This window comes from Streptomyces sp. NPDC059455 (genome assembly GCF_042750115.1).
Classification (GTDB): domain Bacteria; phylum Actinomycetota; class Actinomycetes; order Streptomycetales; family Streptomycetaceae; genus Streptomyces; species Streptomyces endocoffeicus.
The window spans coordinates 20,755-38,487 of sequence record NZ_JBHYVB010000018.1; the positions used below are offsets into that span (position 1 = coordinate 20,755).

The following is a 17,733-nucleotide window of genomic DNA, read 5'->3' on the forward strand; positions in this document are numbered from 1 at the left end:
ACGGCGCCCCGGCGCTCAGGCGCGCGGCGGGACCTTCGGCACCGGCAGCAGCGGGAGCCGCAACGCCCCGAAGGCGTCCGCCGGTACGGCGGGGCCGCGCGGCGGGACGGGCCGCAGGCGCTCGTACGGCGCCTCCGGGGCCGGGCGCGGGTCGGACTCGCCCTTGTTGGGCCACAGGGACATCGCCCGCTCGGCCTGGGCCGTGATGGTCAGGGACGGGTTGACGCCCAGGTTGGCCGAGACGGCGGCGCCGTCGACCACATGGATGCCCGGATGGCCGTAGAGCCGGTGGTACGGGTCGATGACGCCCTCCTCCGGGGACGCCCCGATCGGGCAGCCGCCGAGGAAGTGGGCGGTCAGCGGGGTGCCCATGAGCTCGCCGACGTTGCTGCCCGCGAAGCCGTTGATCGAGTCGGCGATGTGGCGGGCCGCCTCGGCGCCTTCGGGGATGTGGTCGGGGTTGGGCTCGCCGTGGCCCTGGCGGGCGGTGAGCAGCCCCTTACCCGGCCCCTTCGGCTTGCGGTAGGTGGTGAGCGAGTTGTCGTGCGTCTGCATGACCAGGCCGATGATGGTCCGCTCCGACCAGCGGCGGTTGGACAGCGAGCGCACGGCCAGGGTGGGATGCCGGAGGTTGGCGCCCAGGAAGCGCAGCCAGCGCGGAACACGCCCGCCGTGCGGGATCTGCAGGATGGAGAGCATCCCCATCGCGTTGGAGCCCTTGCCGTAGCGGACGGGCTCGATATGGGTGTTCTCGTCCGGGTGGATGGACGAGGTGATCGCGACACCCCGGGTGAAGTCCGCCCGCCCCTCCCCGCCCCGCGCGCGGCGGTAGCGGCGGTCGGTGGTCTGCGCGCCCACCAGGGCCTCGGAGTTGGTGCGGGTGAGGATGCCGAGCCGCTCCGAGACGCGCGGCAGCAGCCCCTTGTCCCGCATCGTGTGCAGCAGCGTCTGGGTGCCGTACGTACCGGCGGCGAGGACGACGTACCGGGAGCGCAGCGCCTTCGGCTTGCCCTTACGGCGGTTGTCGGTCGGGACGGTGGTGACCGTATAGCCGCCGTGCGGGTCGTCGCACAGGGCGACGACGGTCGTCATCGGGTGGACCACGGCTCCAGCCCGCTCGGCGAGGTGGAGATAGTTCTCGTTGAGGGTGTTCTTGGCGCCGTGGCGGCAGCCGGTCATGCACTCACCGCACTCCGTGCACGCCTTACGGGACGGGCCCGCGCCGCCGAAGTAAGGATCGGGAACGGGCCCGCCCGGCGCGGCCTTCGTCGTGCCGTCGGCGTCGTGACCGTCCCCGAAGAAGACTCCCACGGGCGCCATATGGAAGGTGTCGCCCACGCCCATCTTCTCGGCGGCCGCCTTGAGGTGGACATCGGACGGGGTGAGGGTGTGGTTGAGGCGCGCCCCGAGCATCCGCCGCGCCTGGTCGTAGTACGGGCTCAGCTCCTCCTGCCAGTCGGTGATGTGCCCCCACTGGCGGTCCCGGAAGAACGGCTCGGGCGGTACGTAGAGGGTGTTGGCGTAGTTGAGCGAACCGCCCCCGACCCCGGCGCCCGCCAGCACCATGACCTTGCCCAGGACATGGATGCGCTGGATGCCGAAGCAGCCGAGGGCCGGGGCCCAGAGGTAGTTGCGGAGGTCCCAGGAGCTCTTGGGCAGGGTTTCGGGGGTGAACCGGCGGCCGGCCTCGAGGACGCCGACCCGATAGCCCTTCTCGGTCAGACGCAGGGCCGATACCGATCCGCCGAATCCCGAACCGATCACGATCACGTCGTAGTCGAAGTCACCGTCGTCGGCGTGGGTGTCGGCATGGGCGTTGAGATCGTCGGCGAAGTCCTCGTCGTGGCCGGGCTCTCGCCCCCGCTTTTGGGCAGACTTCTCCCCTGACACTGGTACCTCCATTGAAATGTGCTGATCAGCGCAGGCGCAGTGCCTTGAGCGCGCGCAGGCTGCGGGTCATGAAGTCCGCGTATTTCTCGTCCGTCATCCCGAAGGCCGGGCCGAGCGGCATCAGCCGCTGCTGGGCGACCGTCTGCGGTTCGGTGAACCTGAGGATGCCCTCGGAGCCATGGCGGCGGCCGAGTCCGGAGTCGCCCATGCCGCCCATGGGCGACGCGACGCTGCCGAAGGCGGCGGCGTAACTCTCGTTGAGGTTGACCGTGCCCGCGCGCAGCCGGGTGGCGATCGCGCGGCCGCGCCGGGCGTCCTTGGTCCAGACGCTGGCGTTCAGACCGTAGGACGTCGCGTTGGCGCGCTCGATGGCCTCGTCCTCGTCGCGGAAGCGGTAGACGGAGACGACCGGGCCGAAGGTCTCCTCGGTGCAGACGGCCATCGGGGACTCCACGCCGTCCAGGATCGTCGGCTCGTAGAAGTACGGGCCGATGTCGGGGCGGGCGCGGCCGCCGGCGAGCACCGTGGCGCCCTTGGAGACGGCCTCGTCCACATGGCGGGTGACGGTCTCCAGCTGCCGCTCCGAGACGAGCGAGCCCATCTCCGCCCCGTACGCCAGGGCGGTGCCGAGCCGCATGGCCTTCGTACGGGCCGCGAAGCGCTCCAGGAAATCGTCCGCGATCGACTCGTGGACGTACAGCCGCTCCATGGAGATGCACAGCTGCCCGGCGGAGGCGAAGCTGCCGCGCACCGCGCCGTCGACCGCGCGGGCGAGGTCGGCGTCGCGCAGCACCAACATGGCGTTCTTACCGCCGAGTTCGAGGGAGCAGCCCACCAGGCGGGCGGCGGCGGCCTGGGCCACCTCGCGGCCGGTGCGGGTGGAGCCGGTGAACGCGACGTAGTCGGCGCGCTCGACCACGGCCGGGCCGACCACCGGGCCGTCCCCGATCACGACCTGCCACACCCCGGCCGGAAGTCCGGCCTCCACCATGAGTTCGCGCGCCCACAGGGCGGACAGCGCGGTCTCGGTGTCGGGCTTCATCACCACGGCGTTGCCCGCCACGAAGGCGGGGATCGCATCGCCCACGGAGAGCTGGAGGGGGTAGTTCCAGGGTGCTATGAGGCCCACGACCCCGCGCGGCTGGCGCAGTTCGGTGACCTTGGTGAGGGTGGGCACCGCGCCCAGATGCCCCTTGGGGCGCAGATACGCGGGCGCCTTACGGCCGTAATGGCGGGCCACGATGGCGACGCCCTGGACCTCCTCCTGGGCGTGCAGCCGGGTCTTGCCGGTCTCCAGCTGGATCAGGTCCAGGATCTCCGGCTGGCGGCGCAGCAGCAGATCGTGGAAGCGGAGGAGGACGGCGGCGCGCCGGCGGACGGGTGTCGCGGCCCAGGCCCGCTGGGCGGCGCGGGCGTTCTCGAAGGCGGTGGCGACGTCCTCGGGGGTGGACTCGGGCAGGGCGGCGGCGAGGACTTCCCCGGTGAACGGGGTGTGGCTGACGGTGGTGCCGCTGCCGCCGACGCCCCGGGTGAGCCGGGTGATCAGCTCGGGAGTGACGACGTCGGCGGCGGTGCGGGTGCCTTCGGGGGCGACCGGGTTGCCGGTGCCGACCTGCGTGATGTGCGAGTCCGTCATGGGGGCGAGAGTAGGCCCGCCCGGCGGCTTTGGGTACCCGGCGGTAACAACTTTCGCCCCGTGGCCCCGGGCGGGACCCGCCCAACTCCCTCAGAGCTTGTCGATACTCCCTCAGAGCTTGTCGATCTTCAGATTCCGCACGATCCGCTCGTAGAGCTCCTCGCCGTCCCTCTGGGCGTCGCCGTTGGCGGGCATGGAGACCGTCAGATCCCAGGCGACCTTGGCCTTGTTGACGTAGAGGTGATCGCGCTTCACATACCGGATGGGGTTCTTGTTGCTGCTGGTGCCGTACGGCAGATAGGAGGTGGTGACGTCCCGCGCCTCCTTCCCCTGCTGCTTCGACCCGGCCTTCTCGCTCCTGGCCTCCTCGACCGTCGCCCCGCCGCCGTCCTTGTAGAAGGCCACGATCTGGTCCGCCGCCGCGTCGAGGTCCGCGGGGTCGTTCTCGCCGTCGGGGGTGGACCGCCGCAGGGAGACGCTGAAGACACCGCTGGGGTCGTAGTACGTGACCACCGGGTTGTCCGAGTCGCTGTCGTCCTGGACCCGCCGGTACTCGCCCGGCACGGCCACGGACGCGCCCACGACATCGCGCTCCTCCCGGACCGTCCAGCCCGGTGGCAGCCCCTCACTGGAGAACGGCTTCATGATCGTGAGCACCAGGGCGGCCGCCACCACCAGCACCAGACCGCCCAGCCCGAGTTGCGCCTTACGGTTCTTGTGCAGGATCGGCGGCACGAAGCGGCTGCCCGTGGACTGCCCGCCGCCCGACGGGTATCCGGCCGTGGCGAGCATGGTGGGCACCGACTGCGGCTCCCGCGCCGCCGCCTCCAGGGCCTGCCGCACCTCGGGCGCCGCCGGGCGCATCGCCGGGTCCTTGCGCAGCAGTTGCATGATCAGCGTGGCGAGCGGGCCGGTGGCCCGCGCGGGGACCTGCGGTTCGGAGCCGAGCACGGCCTGGAGGGTCGCGGGGGCGTGGGAGCGGCGAAACGGCGACATGCCCTCGACGGCCGCGTACAGCACGACGCCGAGCGACCACAGGTCGGACTCCGGCCCCGGCCGCTGGCCCAGCACCCGCTCGGGTGCGATGAACTCGGGCGAGCCGACGAAACCACCCGTCTCGGTGAGCCGCTGCTCGCCCTCGATCTGCGCGATGCCGAAGTCGGTGAGCACCACCCGGTCGCTCCGGCCGAGCAGCACATTGTCCGGCTTCACATCGCGGTGCAGCACGCCCGCCTCATGGGCCGCCGCCAGCGCGCCGAGCACGGCGAGCCCGATCCGGGCCGCCTCGCGCGGATCCAGCGTGCCCTCCGTCAGCCGGTCGCCCAGCGACTGGCCGCGCACCAACTCCATCACGATCCAGGGGCGGCCGTTCTCGACCACCACGTCGTGGACGGTGACGACGGCAGGGTGGTCGATCCGCGCCGCGGCGCGCGCCTCGCGCTCCATCCGCTGATAGACGGTCTGCCGGTCGCGCTCGGGGAGATGGTCGGGGACGCGCGGCTCCTTGACCGCGACATCGCGGTCCACGATCTGGTCGTGCGCCCGCCAGACGGTGCCCATACCGCCGTGGCCGAGGCGGGAGACGAGCTGATAGCGGCCGCCGATGAGCCGCCCGCTGCTCGGGTCCGGCGCGGCGGGCCGGGCTTCGGCTGACGCCCCTTCGCCGGGCCGCTGTCCGGCGGGCGGCTGGGCGCCGCCGCGCGGATCGGCGAACTGCGTCGGCTCGTACGCGCCCCGCGACGGCCCCGCCGCCCCGGCCTCCTGGCCCGGCTGCTGGGCCCCCTGGGAGCCCTGGGGTGCCTGGGACCCCTGGGGCGCCTCACGTGCCTCACGCACCTCGGGCGCCTCGGGTGGCGGCTGCGGCGCCGGCACCGGGGCGGCCGGAGCGTGCGGTGGCCGCAGGCTGTAGCTGGTGGGCTCGTTCACCCGTCCCCCGTCGTTCGTCATGCGCCCATCATTACCCAGTCGGCGGCACCGCTGTGGAGACGCCGTGGGCGCTCGTGACAAAGCCGTTGCGACGTCGCTCAGTTCTCCGCGCCGGGGCGCGTGAACGTGGCGGCGGCGGTGTCGAAATGCCGCTTGCCCAGGGATTTCTCGCCCACGGGGGCGGATAGCCACAGGTCGTACATTTTGCCGTTTTCGTTCCAGCTCAGGTCGTATGTCTGCCGTGAGCCGCCGTCGTCAGCCGAGCCGTTCCAGATGAACGCCCACAGGGCGGCGGGGCGGCCGTTGTGCTCGGTCTCGATGACCTGGCCGCTGCGGTAGCCCGGATAGTCCTGCGTGCCCTTGGCGTCCGCCTTACGGCTGAGCCCGAGCGGGCCCTCGGGGCTCTGCTCCTGGACGTGGATCCCGATCCGGAACTCCATACCTGGCGAGTTGTAGTAGACCCGGGGCGGCTTGTACTCGCGGGCGAACCCCTCGGGCACGGCGAGCGAGAAGCCGACCGGGTCCTTGATCAGCTCATAGCCCTCGGGGATCCGGTCCGACGGGCTCGCCGTGGGCTCGGTGTCCTTCACGGGCCGCTGCGGCGCCTTCGCGGGGGCGCTCGGGCTCCGCGAACTCCCCTTGTCGGCGCTCTGGCTCGTACCCCCGCCCAACGCCGCGTCGCCGTCACCGCCCCCGTTGTCCCGCAGCGCCACGACACCCGCGGCCACGCCGGCGAGCGCGACCACCGCGGCGGCGGCCATAAGGACGACACGGCGGCGCCCGCCACGACCGGAAAGGGACCGGGCGGCGGGGGCTGCCGGAGCGGCCACGGGGGCGAAGGCGGCCGGGGGCCCGGAAGCGGGGAACGGCGCGGGCGAGGACACCGGAGACACCGGGGGCGGCACACGTACGGACGCCGACGAACCGCGGCCGTCCGGCCCGAACGGCACGCTGGGCTGGGTCGGGGTGTACTCCAACGGGATCTCCGGAGTGTCGCCCACCTCCTGGGCCATCAGCAGCATCCGCTCGACCTCGTCGGCGCTCAGCCGCTCCTCCGGAGCCCGCCGCAACAGCCCCTCGATGACCGGCGTCAGGGGCCCTGCCGCCTCCGGCATGGGGATCTGGTCGAAGACGACGGCGTGCAACACCCCGGCCAGCGACTCGCGGTGGAACGGGGATTCACCGCCCACCAGCGTGCAGAGCAGCACCCCGAGCGACCACAGGTCCGACTCCGGCCCGGTGCGCCGCCCCGACATCCGCTCCGGCGCGGTGTATTCGGGCGAGCCCACGAACGAGCCCGTCTCGGTGATCGTGGTGGACCCGGTGACCTGCGCGATCCCGAAGTCCGTCAGCACGACCCGGCCGGTGCCCGACTCCACCAGCACATTCGCCGGCTTGATGTCCCGGTGCAGCACGCCGCGTGCGTGCGCGGCGCGCAAGGCGCCCAGCAGCGCGACCGCGATCCGCCCCGCCTCACGCGCCCCGACGGGGCCGTCCGCGCCCAGCCGGTCCGCGAGCGAGAACCCGTCGACCAGCTCCATGACGATCCAGGCGCAGTCGTCCTCCTCGATCACATCGTGGAGGACGATCACGTTCGGATGCTTGATCTGTGCGACGGTCCGGGCCTCGCGCAGGGTGCGCTCACCGCGCAACTGCGAGTCGAAGGCCGTGAGCCCCTCGTCCACGTGGAGTTCCTTGACCGCGACATCGCGGACCAGCAACTCGTCGACGGCCCGCCAGACCGTGCCCATTCCGCCGCGTCCGAGCCGTGTGGCCAACCGGTAGCGGTTGGCGATCAGGCGGCCTTCTCCCCCGGTACCCATGGGCTCATCTTGCCTCACCCCGCCGAGGCCCTCGAACACCGGACCACCGACCCGCCCTCACGGGCGATTGAGCCCGGGCGCGCCATACGGAAGCCTGGGACCCGCCGATGTTAAAGGGGCGGACCGCGGCCGCCCCTTATCGGGCACCTTCGCGCTTCCGGCCCCTGAGGTGGCGAACCGAGCCTCAAAAAAAAGAGGGTGGGCCGCCCCGCAGCGGGGGTCCACGGGGCGGCCAGTCAGGGGGAACGGGAAGGTCAGTTGGTGACCTTCCACGTCCGGGAGTCGCTCAGCAGCTTGCGCAGGGCCGGGTCCTTCACCGCGCTCGTGCCATCCGTCGCCTTCGCGGTGACCTTATGGCTCGCACCGTCGCTCGGGACGCCCAGCCCCGCCGGGGTGACGCTCGTCTTACCGTTCGCGGCGGTGACTTCCGCCCCGTCCACGTACCACTTCAGCGACGCGCCCTTGGGCACGTCCACCTCGATGCCCGCCGACCGCTTGACGGCCGTGGCGGTGGCCGTACGGCTGCTGAGCGCGGTGGCGTGACTGTAGAAGCCCGCGATCATCGCCTCGCGGCCGGGGAGGCTGTACTCCCGTCCCAGGGTGCGCATGATCGAGTTGTCGGTGGGGCGGTTGATGCCCTTGGGGTAGTAGCGGCCGCCCTCGTAGGCGCCGACCGTGCCGCCGTCGGGCGAGGTCTGGCCGATCCAGCGGTACCACTTCTTCTGCTGGGCGGTCAGCTGCGCCGCGCTCAGCTTGGTGGCGTTGGACTCGCCGGGCTCGGCGCCCGTGTAGGTGCCGTACTCCGGGTAGAAGTACTCGTCGGCCAGCTTGCCGAGCGAGTGACCGGTCTCGTGGACCGCGATCTGGTCGGAGTCGGGGTGGTCGGAGGCGGCGGTGGCGATGCCGTCATGGCCGACCTGTGAGGTGAGGGTGTAGCCCGCACCGCCGTACTTGGTGGAGTTGGACAGCACGACCACCAGATCGGCCTGCGGCGCCTTGGCCGCGTACGACTCGACCTTGGCGGTGTCGACGCACAGCAGCCGCTCGATGTCGTCGCACCAGAAGTACGAGCCGAGGGCGGTGTCCTTGACGACGTCCTTGGACGGGTCGCCGGAAACACCGGACTGGTTGGAGACGGCGTCCACGGTCCAGACGTTGAAGAGGTCCTTGTACGAGGCGTAGGGCTGCACGGCGGACATCTGCTCCCACTTGGAGCGCGCGTCGGCGTGGAAGTCCTCCTGCTGGCCCGAGGTGTAGCCGTCGCCGATGAAGACGACGTCCAGCTTGTCGGCCGTGGTGCCGTTGTCGACGACCGAGCCGACCTGGCCGTCGGCGGCGGCCTCCTTGGCGGACAGGGAGCGGGCGGCGCGGGTCAGCCGTTCGGGAGTGGAGGCCGGAACCTCGGTGTGGCGGGGGTGGCCGCCAGGGCCGGTGAAGTACTCCACGTCCAAGGCGCGCCGGGACGAGGCGGCGTCAGACGCGGCATCAGCGGCGGCGGCCGAGCCGGACGCTCCCGGCGACGCCGTGGCCGGTGCGGTCATGGCCGCGGCCGCCGCCAGGGCGATGCCTCCGGCGACGGCCGCGGTGCGCAGGGGGATGCGGCTGCGTATGCGGCTCCGTATGCGTCTGCGCACGGTGACTCCCGAAGTCCTCGCGATAAGCGGCCAGTTAAGCAGGATTAATTCGCCGCTCAACCTAAGGGGTCCGGGTGTCGGGGGCAATGGGAATTAGGGAAGTGGCTAGGAAATCGGGCACCGCACAACCATGCGGCGGGCTCCTCGCTCACCCCCCTCCCCTCCTCCCGCTCAGCCCCTCCCGACCTGCCGCTCAGCCCCTCCCGCGCGCCCCTCCCCGCTCATCCCCTCCCGTCACGCGCCAGCCGCAGCAGCAGGTCCAGCACCCGGCGGCCCCCGGCCCGGATCCCGTCGTGCTCGAACTCGTCCGTCACCCAGGTGCGCAGGCCCCGGATCGCCCGCGCGGTGGCCAGGGAGTGCTCCGTGTCCACGTACAGGTCGTCGTGGTAGATCACGGCGGCCACCGGCACGGTGTTACGGGCCAGCCGCTCGGTGTCGTACAGCGGGCCCCAGCCGGTGCGCGCGGCGAGCAGTTCGGCGGTGCGGGCGAGCGGGCGCAGCGCCGCGTGGGTGTCGAGCATCCAGGGGTGCACCGTCTCGCCCGTAAGGAGCGCAGGACGGTCCTCCGCGACCGCCTTACCCGCGTCGAACGCGGGGAATTCGGCGCGGACCCGCTCCGCGGCCCAGTCGGTGGCCCGGCCGTCCTGGGCGTAGCTCGACTCCAGCAGGAGGCTGTAGAGCGGGGTGGCGGCGCGCGAGAGGACGGCCGCCGTCTGCTCGCGGAAGGCGTCGCTCAGCCGCGGCCCGTCGGCGGTGGGCACGAACGCGTCCTCCAGGAGGTAGTGCAGCCGGTGCGAGCCGTCACCGGCACCGAGCAGGAAGCCGAGCTGCTGGAGGGCGGGGACGGTGAGCCGGGTCCCGTCCGTCAGGACCTCCTCGTGGTCGGTCAGATGCCGCACCAGGGCCCGGACGGCGTCCGCGTCCCGCGGATAGCGGGCGTAGTGGGCGAGGGTCTTGCGCTCCATCCGCGGATAGGCGGTCCGGTAGACGGCGTCCACGTCGGTGCCGGGGTCGATCGCGGGCAGTCCGCCGGCCAGCAGTACCGCGTCCAGCCCCTCGGGCGCGTGGGACAGGTAGGTCACCGCACAGAAGCCGCCGAAGCTCTGGCCGAGCACGGTCCACGGGCGGTCCCCCATCAGCCGGTGCCGGATCAGCTCGCAGTCGCGGACGATCGCGTCGGCGCGGAAGTGGGAGAGGTACGCGGCCTGTTCCCCGGGTCCGCCGCGCAGCGGCAGGGTCTGGCGGTTGGCCGGGGTGGAGCGGCCGGTGCCGCGCTGGTCGAGCAGGAGCACGCGGTATTCGTCCAGCGCGCGGTCCAGCCAGCCGGAGCGGCCCACGGGGCGGTCCGCGCCACAGCCGGGCCCGCCCTGGAGGTAGAGCAGCCAGGGGAGCCGCTCGCGCTCGGCGGCGGATTTGCCCGCGGCGACGACCTCTCGTGCGTAAAGCCGGATCAGCTCGCCCTCGGGAGCCTTATGGTCGAGCGGTACGTCGAAGTGATAGTCGGCGAGGAGCAGTTCCGGCTGGCGGACGGTCGTCACGGCGCCCGGCCCGGCCGGTACCGCTGTGCTTGCCTGCTGCATCCTTCAATCCTCACGTTAAATGAACTTAGCCCGGCGATTAACTTACCGCCGGGGAGAAGAGGGCACGGTGGCCGACAGAAGCGCCGGTGACGGGCGGACGGCGGGAACGGTGACGGGGGCGGCCGGGGCGGAGTCGACCGCCGCGATAGGGCGCCGGGTGCTCAGACTGCGTACCGAACGCGGCTTCACCCAGCGGCAGTTGGCCGAGCCCGCGTACACCGCCGCCTATGTCTCCACCCTCGAGGCCGGGAAGGTGCGGCCCTCCGAGGCCGCGCTGCGCCATCTCGCGGACCGGCTCGGCGTCAGCTACGAGGAACTGACCACCGGCCGCTCACCCCGCGACGCCACCCGGCTGCGGGCCGCCGTCACCGACGCCCGGCGGGCGCTGGCGACCGGCGCCGCCGAGGACGCCGCCGTGCTCTTCACGGAGGTGCGCGACGAGGCGGAGCGGCTCGGGTTCGCCGAGGAGCGCTCGGCGGCCCTGCTGGGGCTCGGCGACTGCGCGCTGGAGACCGGTGACCTCACCGTCGCCCGGGACCACTTCGAGGCCGTGGAGCGGCTGCTCGCCGGGGAACCGCTGCCCCGCCGGATCCCGGCGATCCGCGGCCGGGCCGTGGCCCATCTCCTCGCGGGCGAACTGCGCTACTCCTGCTATCTGCTGGAGAGCTCCATCGACGAGCTCAACGCCTCGGGGCTGCACGACCCGTACGCGCTGCTGCTGCTCTATACGGCGGCCATCGCGCCCTATATGGACATGGGGGCGCACGCCCGTGCCGTACGCGCCGCCGAGTTGGCGCTCGCGCTGGCGCCGAGCGTGGACGACCCGGGGCTCATCGCCCGGATGCACCGCGGAGTGGCCCGCACCCTGATCGCCGAGGGGCGGACGGCCGAGGCCGACGCCTCCCTGGCCAAGGCGCAGGAGCTGTACGAGCAGCTGCGCATCCACACCGACCTGGCGCACTGCCACTGGATGCGCGGCTATGTGCACGCCCAGGACGGCAATCTGGAGCGCGCCGAGCGCGAACTGCGCACCGCCCGCGACATGCTGGCCTCCAAACGGGCCGCGCTGTTCACCGGACAGGTCGAGGTCGAGCTGGCGGATGTGCTGCGCCGTCGCGGCCGTACGGCGGAGGCGGAGGCCCTGTTGCTGCCGCTGCTGGCGAGTTCCCCCGCCGCGGGGGCCGCGGACACCGCCGGAGAGCCGGACGCGGCGTCGGGCGAGGCCGGGCCGGGCGAAGCCGGGCTGACCGCCGACCGCGGCGCGGTCCACGCGGGCGGCGCCCACCGGCTGCTGGGCCTGATCGCGGACGAACGCGGCGACGCCGAGGCCGCGGAGGAGCACTACTGCGCGGCGCTGTCCCTGCTCGAACGCACCGGCGCCGCCGGGGACCTGGCCGACCTCTGCCGGCTGCTGGGCGATCTGCTGCGCCGGGAGGGCCGCCAGGAGGCCGCGATGGACGCCTACCGCACTGGGCTCGGCCACCGCGCCGCGCCCGGCACCACCACCCTGGGCCCGGCACCCGCCGAGCCCCCCATGTGAGGCGTCCATCGGCCCCTCCCCGCCCCCACCGACCGCCCGCCCGGCCCCTCCCCGTAGCTTCTCGGGGGCCGGCCGGCGCCTGGGTCGCCGGGCCGAGCGCCTGGTCGGGGCGCACCGCACGGCAGGCGGTCGGAGAGATGAACAGGCCGCCGCGTGTGGGGGTCGCGGCGGCCTGACCGCGGCAACGCCCCGCTGCCGTGTCCGCCGATCGCGCATCGGGAGGCACTCCGGCGCGGTCACGGGGCTGGGGTTCGGGACGACCCCACGGGGTGATGCGGCTTGACATCCACTCTGCCTGCTGGGAGCCGCCGGGGAAATCCACCGTTGGTCTGCCGTCACCCCCTCCGACCGGCGGGGGTGTTCCCGCCCACTGACGGAGCCAACCACTCCATATTCGCTCTCCGATGAGGCAGGCTGTCCGGACAATGGGCATGACAGCTGAGGCGAGGGAGCGGCCGGTGATCCGTGTGGCTGTAGTGGACGACGAGGCGCTCGTACGATCCGGTCTGCGACTGATTCTGGGCACCGCCCCGGACATCGAGGTGGTCGCCGAATGTTCCGGGGCCCTCGCGGTGGACACGGTGCTGAGCAGCAAGGCCGATGTGGTGCTGCTCGACATCCGGATGCCGGACGCCGACGGGCTCAGCGTCCTCAGACAGTTGCGGGCCGCGCCCGCCTCCCCCGCCGTGGCGATGCTGACGACCTTCGACGTCCAGGAGTATCTGGCGGCCGCGCTGCGCGCCGGGGCCGCGGGCTTCCTCCTCAAGGACACCGATCCGGAGCAGCTCGTACGGGCCGTGCGCACGCTCGCCGAGGGCGGCAGCGTCCTCGACCCGGCCGTCACCCGCGCCGTGATCGGCGGCTATCTCGCCGCCGAGGCGGAGGCGACGGCGGCCGAGGCCGTCGAGGCGCTCACCCCGCGCGAGCGCGAAGTGCTGACGCGGCTGGGCGAGGGTCTCGCCAATCCGCAGATCGCCGAGCGGATGGGGCTGGCGCCCAGCACCGTCAAGGACCATGTACGGGCGGTGCTCGGCAAGTTGGGCGGGCTCAACCGCGTCCAGGCGGCGATCGTCGCCGACCGCGCCGGGCTCGTCACCAGCCGTCCGCCGATAGGTGGCCCCCGATGACCGTCTCCCCGCTGCCCCCGCCCCGGAGTTCGTCCCCCGGCACGCCGGGCCCGCCCGGTACGCCCGGCGCGCCCCCGGCCGCGTCGCCCGCGCCCGCTTCCTCTCCCTCCTGCCCCTCCTCGCCGCCGCCCGCCGCGGCCCCCCGGCGGCGGCCGCCGCAGTGGGTCATGCGCTGGGGCTCGCTGATCGTCCCCGTCCTCCTCGCGATCGCCGACGCGCTGCTCGTCAACGGGGTCACCTTCGGCCTGGAGCTCAACGTCTCGCTGGTGGCGGCGGCCGCGCTGCTGGTGCGCCGGAAACTGCCCGCGCTGGTCTTCCTGGTCACGCTGCCGGGAATCCTCATCGGCTACGTCTGGTTCGCGCCGATGATCGCCCTCTACACGGTGGCCCGGCTCCGCCCCGACCGGCGGCTGCTGGGCATCTCCGCACTGCTGCTGGCCGCCGCGCACTTCATCCCCTGGCCGGTCTCCGACTTCGAGCCGACCGCCTACCGGGAGAACACCCTCACCCTGATCGACGCGTGTGTGACCTCGGTGGGACCCATCGCACTGGGCCTCCTGGTGCGCACGCGCGGGGAACTCGCCGCCCGGATCGAGGACCTGACCCGCAGCCGCCGCCGCGCCGACGAGCTGATCGCCGAGCAGGTGCTGTCCACCGAACGCGCCCGGCTCGCCCGCGAGATGCACGACGTGGTCGCCCATCAGGTCAGCCTCATCAGCCTCCAGGCCGGTGCGGTGCAGATCAGCGCGGAGGACGCGAAGGCGCGGGAGGGCGCGCGGACCATCCGCGAGCTGTCCGTGCGGACCCTGGACGAACTCCGCCATATGGTCGGCATCCTGCGCGCGGCGGGCGGCGACCACGAGGAGCTGACCCCGCAGCCCCGGCTGGCCGATCTGCCCCGGCTGATCGAACTCAGCGCACTGGACGTCAGCTTCGAGACGGACAGCGCGACCCAGCGGCCGGGCCACTCGGAAGCGGTGGAACGGGCCGCCTTCCGCATCGTCCAGGAGGCGCTCACCAACGTCCGCAAGCATGCGCCGGGGGCGCGGGTGACCGTACGGGTCAACGACGCGCAGCCGGAGGGGCCGGAGGCGGCGGACGGGGCGGGAGGGGATCGCGAGGCGGTTCGGAAAACGGCTCAGGAAGCGGCGCCCGGGAGGGCCCCCGGGACCGCCCCCCGGACGGCGCCCCGGACGGCTCAAGCGGCGGAGGAGACGCGGGGCCTGCGGGTCGAGGTGCACAACGGCCCGCCCGACGCCTCCGCCGTGGCCCCGGGACTGCCGGGCGGCGGTCACGGTCTGGTCGGACTGCGGGAGCGCGCACAGCTGCTGGGCGGCACGCTGGAGGCCGGGCCCACGGAGGAGGGCGGCTTCGTCGTACGGGCCGACTTCCCCAAGACCCCGCGTATCACGGGTCCGGCATGAGCGGGCCGCGTACCGCCCTGGGCGCACCCGTAGCCGTACGGGCGCCCTTGGGCGGATGGACGGCTCTGGGCGCCCTAGGCCGACAGGGGGTCGACCGCGTCCTCGTCGTCCTCGTCCAGCTCCGTGGCCGCCCCCAGGTCGGGGTAGACGTCGAACAGCCGACGCACCCCCAGGGCCGCCAGCACCCGGTGCACATGCGAACCGTGCGCGGCGTCCTGCGGTGGCAGGAGCAGCCGCAGCCGACCCGAGCACGACCGCATCAGCCGACGCGCCGCGATCAGTACGCCGACCCCGCTGGAGTCGCAGAACCGGACCTCCGAGAGGTCCAGAACCAGCCAATGGCGGCCCTCGGCGACCGCGTCGTGGACGTGTTGCCGGACTGCGGGCGAGGTCACCAGGTCCATCTCTCCCGAGACCTGGAGAACGACCCACTCCCCCCGCCGGTCCTCCATCACCTTCAACGTCACGCGCCCGAAGCCCTTCGCTCGCCGCTAACCGGAATTTGCTGTTCCCGGGCGGCTGCCCGCCCGTCGGCGCATGAAACTCCCCCAGGCATACGCCTTGAGGAACGACCCTATGCCGCGCCGAAGCGTTTCGTCTCCCCGATCCTGCGCAAAGCGACCGTCCCCATACCATGCGCAGCCTCGTTCTCACGCACTTTGCCTGATGGACGCGTGTTGTGAGAGCCACCGGCATTACATTCGATATGAACGTGGGCATAGTGCCTGGAGGGTCGGCCGGACAACTCGGGATTGGGGGCCGCATGGCGAATGACGCACCGCCCCGCTGGGATCGCAGGATGCAACAGCGCCTGGCACGCGGCGAAGCGGCCGCACTTGCCGAGCTCTATGACCGATTTGCCTCGCTTGTTCACACTTTGGCGTATCGGGTCCTCGAGGACGACACCGGTGCCGACCGCGTCACCCGGGAAGTCTTCGGCTACGTCTGGGAGAACCCGGACGCGTACGACCCCCAACAGGGCTCGCTGCGCGCCTGGATCGCCATGCTCACCCAGCGCCAGGCGGTGCACCGGCTACGCGTGTCGCAGACCGCCTCGGCCCGCGAGGACACTCTCACGAGCGAGGCCCTCGAGGAGCGGATCCGCGAGGCGTCCGTGGCCGCCCGCGCCGACTACATCGTCACCTCGATGCCCGCCCCGCTGCGCGCCGCCCTGGAACTCGCCTACTTCGACCGCCGCGACTACCGCCAGGCCGCGGCCGCCCTCGGGGTGACCGAGGACGAGGCCAGGCGCCGCCTCCGGCTGGGCCTCCAACTGCTGTCCACGGCCCATGTCCAGCCGCCCCGCGCGGTCTCGCCTCCCGGCTACGGGCGGGCGCTGTGACCGGGCGCGGCGGGCCGGACCCGTACGACGACGCCTACGGCGGGAACTCCGGCGGCTCCGGCGACGGAAGAGACGGGCCCGGACGGGGCAGCGACGCGGATCTGCCGTCCCACCCCGCCGGGCCACCACGCATACCGCCGCCGCGGTCGGCCGCCGAGGACAGCGGCCACTGGCCGGGCGCCCTGGACGGCGGCATCCCCGCCCCACGCCCACCCACGGCGGACGAGGCATGGGCGGACGAGACACGGGCGGACGAGGCACCGGCGGAACGGACACCGGAGCCCGGACCGGAGCCAGATACGGCACCCGACTCGGAGCCCGATACGGCGCCCGCCCCGGAACCCGCCGCGGGCTCCGAACCGGAAGCGACACCGACACCGGATCCGCGCCCAGGCCATGAGACGGAACCAACCCTGGGCCCCGAACCGGAATCGACCCCGGGCCTCGGCCCGGAAGCGAATCCGGAACCGGAAGCGGATCGGCGCCCGGAACCAGAACCGGAACCAGAACCGGAGCCGCGTACGGAGCCAGAACCGGAGCCGCGCCCGGAGCCGCGTCAGGCCCCGGAACCGCCCGCCTCCGCGGCGCTGCCCGCGCCCGCGGTCGCGCCCACCCCACCGACCGCGCCCGCTCCACCGGCCCTGCCCCTGGCGGCGCCCACGCCCTCCGCGGCCCATCCGCTCTCGCACGATCTGCTCCGCTCGCTGCTCGGCGCCTGGGCGCTGACCGCGTGCTCACAGGAGGAGACCTCCGCCGTCGAGGCGCATCTCAACCACTGCCCCTCCTGCGCCGAGGAGGCCCTGCGGCTGCGTGACGCCGTCGGGCTGCTGCACACCGAGCACAGCCTGGACCTCGACCCGATGCTGCGCTCCCGGGTGCTCGCGGGCTGTCTGGGCCGCCGCCCGGCCCGGATACCCATGCCCGGCTGGGCCGGCGCCTATGACGCCGAGGCCGCCCGGCTGGACGCGCTGCTGCGCGACATGGGCGAGGCCGAGTGGCGTGCGCCGGTGCGGCTCAAGTGGTTCGACGGGCGGCGGCTCACCGGCCGGGACACCACCGTCGCCGGGGTGATCGGCCATCTGATGGTCGTGGACGGCATCGTCGCCGCCTCCCTCGGCCTCCCCGACCCGATGGGCGTCGGCGCCCCCGGCTCGCCCCTGGCCCGTACGGAGGCGTACTGGCACCACGAGCCCGGCGCCGCGTACGGGGCCGGTCCGCCCGGGGCGGTACGGGAGTTGTGGCGCGAGCAGGGTCATGCCCTGGTCCGTACGGTGTCCTTCGCCGGGCGCGGGGTCGCGGAGCTCGATGTGGCGTACGGGGACTTCGCGCTGCCGATCCGCGACGCGTTCCTCGACCGCGCCCTGGAGTGCTGGGTGCACGCCGGGGACATCGCCGAGGCCATCGACTACCCCTATGAACCACCGGCCTCCGCCCATCTCAAGGCCATGATCGACCTGTGTGCCCGGCTGCTTCCGGGGACGCTGGCCGAGCGGCGCCGGGCCGGGCTCGCGTCCCCGCCCCGCCGGCTGGTCGAGGCGGGCACCCCGGGCCGTACGCTCCATCTCCAGGTGGAGGGCACGGGCGGCGGCGACTGGTACATCCCGTTGGACTCCCCGGCCGCGATGGCCGCGCCCGAGGAGGCGGTGGCGACGATCGCGCTGGACCAGGAGGCGTTCTATCTGCTGGCGTCCGGGCATGTGCCGCCGCAGGAGGCGGCGGCGGGCCTGTCCGGGGACACCGAGGCGATCCGGGACGTGCTCTTCGCCACAGCGTCCCTGTCCCGCCTCTGAGCGAGTCCCCCGAGCCCCCCG

12 protein-coding genes are annotated in these 17,733 nt (G+C 73.0%); 5 read left to right on the plus strand and 7 right to left on the minus strand.

The annotated features are described in order from the left end of the window. Positions 1 to 15: 15 nt before the first annotated feature. The 6 genes from ACFXB5_RS08990 to ACFXB5_RS09015 all read right to left on the minus strand — a co-directional run bounded on the left by ACFXB5_RS08990 (position 16) and on the right by ACFXB5_RS09015 (position 10,489). Complete coding sequence (locus ACFXB5_RS08990; RefSeq protein ID WP_385204409.1) at positions 16 to 1,770, minus strand: GMC oxidoreductase; 1,755 nt, start codon at positions 1,768 to 1,770, stop codon at positions 16 to 18. Positions 1,771 to 1,915: 145 nt separating this feature from the next. Then, positions 1,916 to 3,526: a succinic semialdehyde dehydrogenase gene (locus ACFXB5_RS08995; protein WP_385204314.1), complete on the minus strand. Its 1,611-nt coding sequence runs from the start codon at positions 3,524 to 3,526 to the stop codon at positions 1,916 to 1,918. Between the two features lie 111 nt (positions 3,527 to 3,637). Continuing rightward, positions 3,638 to 5,473: a serine/threonine-protein kinase gene (locus ACFXB5_RS09000; protein WP_385204316.1), complete on the minus strand. Its 1,836-nt coding sequence runs from the start codon at positions 5,471 to 5,473 to the stop codon at positions 3,638 to 3,640. Between the two features lie 77 nt (positions 5,474 to 5,550). Further along, positions 5,551 to 7,275: a serine/threonine-protein kinase gene (locus ACFXB5_RS09005; protein ID WP_385204319.1), complete on the minus strand. Its 1,725-nt coding sequence runs from the start codon at positions 7,273 to 7,275 to the stop codon at positions 5,551 to 5,553. Between the two features lie 254 nt (positions 7,276 to 7,529). Beyond that, entirely contained in the window at positions 7,530 to 8,909 is a 1,380-nt protein-coding gene (locus ACFXB5_RS09010) for a M64 family metallopeptidase (protein WP_385204321.1), read from the minus strand. 221 nt (positions 8,910 to 9,130) lie between these two features. Next, positions 9,131 to 10,489 (minus strand): alpha/beta fold hydrolase, encoded by a 1,359-nt coding sequence (locus ACFXB5_RS09015; protein WP_385204324.1) that lies wholly within the window; start codon positions 10,487 to 10,489, stop codon positions 9,131 to 9,133. 67 nt (positions 10,490 to 10,556) lie between these two features. Here ACFXB5_RS09015 and ACFXB5_RS09020 point away from each other — a divergent pair, with 67 nt between their 5' ends. The 3 genes from ACFXB5_RS09020 (at position 10,557) to ACFXB5_RS09030 (ending at position 14,580) form a co-directional block, all read left to right on the plus strand. Beyond that, complete coding sequence (locus ACFXB5_RS09020) at positions 10,557 to 12,029, plus strand: helix-turn-helix domain-containing protein (RefSeq protein WP_385204326.1); 1,473 nt, start codon at positions 10,557 to 10,559, stop codon at positions 12,027 to 12,029. Positions 12,030 to 12,487: 458 nt separating this feature from the next. Continuing rightward, positions 12,488 to 13,156: a response regulator gene (locus ACFXB5_RS09025; RefSeq protein ID WP_385204329.1), complete on the plus strand. Its 669-nt coding sequence runs from the start codon at positions 12,488 to 12,490 to the stop codon at positions 13,154 to 13,156. Then, positions 13,153 to 14,580 (plus strand): sensor histidine kinase, encoded by a 1,428-nt coding sequence (locus ACFXB5_RS09030; RefSeq protein ID WP_385204332.1) that lies wholly within the window; start codon positions 13,153 to 13,155, stop codon positions 14,578 to 14,580. The genes ACFXB5_RS09025 and ACFXB5_RS09030 overlap by 4 nt, the downstream gene beginning before the upstream one ends. 74 nt (positions 14,581 to 14,654) lie before the next feature. Here the strand turns inward: ACFXB5_RS09030 and ACFXB5_RS09035 are convergent, their stop codons facing one another. Next, the gene (locus tag ACFXB5_RS09035; RefSeq protein WP_385204412.1) at positions 14,655 to 15,032 is read right to left on the minus strand and encodes an STAS domain-containing protein; all 378 of its coding nucleotides are present in this window, start codon (positions 15,030 to 15,032) and stop codon (positions 14,655 to 14,657) included. A gap of 311 nt (positions 15,033 to 15,343) precedes the next feature. On the opposite strand from ACFXB5_RS09035, the gene ACFXB5_RS09040 reads away from it, so the two are divergent. After that, positions 15,344 to 15,922: a sigma-70 family RNA polymerase sigma factor gene (locus ACFXB5_RS09040; RefSeq protein WP_385204335.1), complete on the plus strand. Its 579-nt coding sequence runs from the start codon at positions 15,344 to 15,346 to the stop codon at positions 15,920 to 15,922. Between the two features lie 413 nt (positions 15,923 to 16,335). Next, entirely contained in the window at positions 16,336 to 17,712 is a 1,377-nt protein-coding gene (locus ACFXB5_RS09045) for a zf-HC2 domain-containing protein (protein ID WP_385204415.1), read from the plus strand. The last annotated feature ends 21 nt before the right edge of the window (positions 17,713 to 17,733 follow it).

Bases quoted from the DNA above. Each gene is read 5' to 3' on its own strand.
- ACFXB5_RS08995 (WP_385204314.1), bottom strand. From the start codon at position 3,526: ATGACGGACTCGCACATCACGCAGGTCGGCACCGGCAACCCGGTCGCC.
- ACFXB5_RS09000 (WP_385204316.1), bottom strand. From the start codon at position 5,473: ATGACGAACGACGGGGGACGGGTGAACGAGCCCACCAGCTACAGCCTG.
- ACFXB5_RS09005 (WP_385204319.1), bottom strand. From the start codon at position 7,275: ATGGGTACCGGGGGAGAAGGCCGCCTGATCGCCAACCGCTACCGGTTG.
- ACFXB5_RS09015 (WP_385204324.1), bottom strand. From the start codon at position 10,489: ATGCAGCAGGCAAGCACAGCGGTACCGGCCGGGCCGGGCGCCGTGACG.
- ACFXB5_RS09030 (WP_385204332.1), top strand. From the start codon at position 13,153: ATGACCGTCTCCCCGCTGCCCCCGCCCCGGAGTTCGTCCCCCGGCACG.
- ACFXB5_RS09035 (WP_385204412.1), bottom strand. From the start codon at position 15,032: ATGGAGGACCGGCGGGGGGAGTGGGTCGTTCTCCAGGTCTCGGGAGAG.
- ACFXB5_RS09040 (WP_385204335.1), top strand. From the start codon at position 15,344: ATGGCGAATGACGCACCGCCCCGCTGGGATCGCAGGATGCAACAGCGC.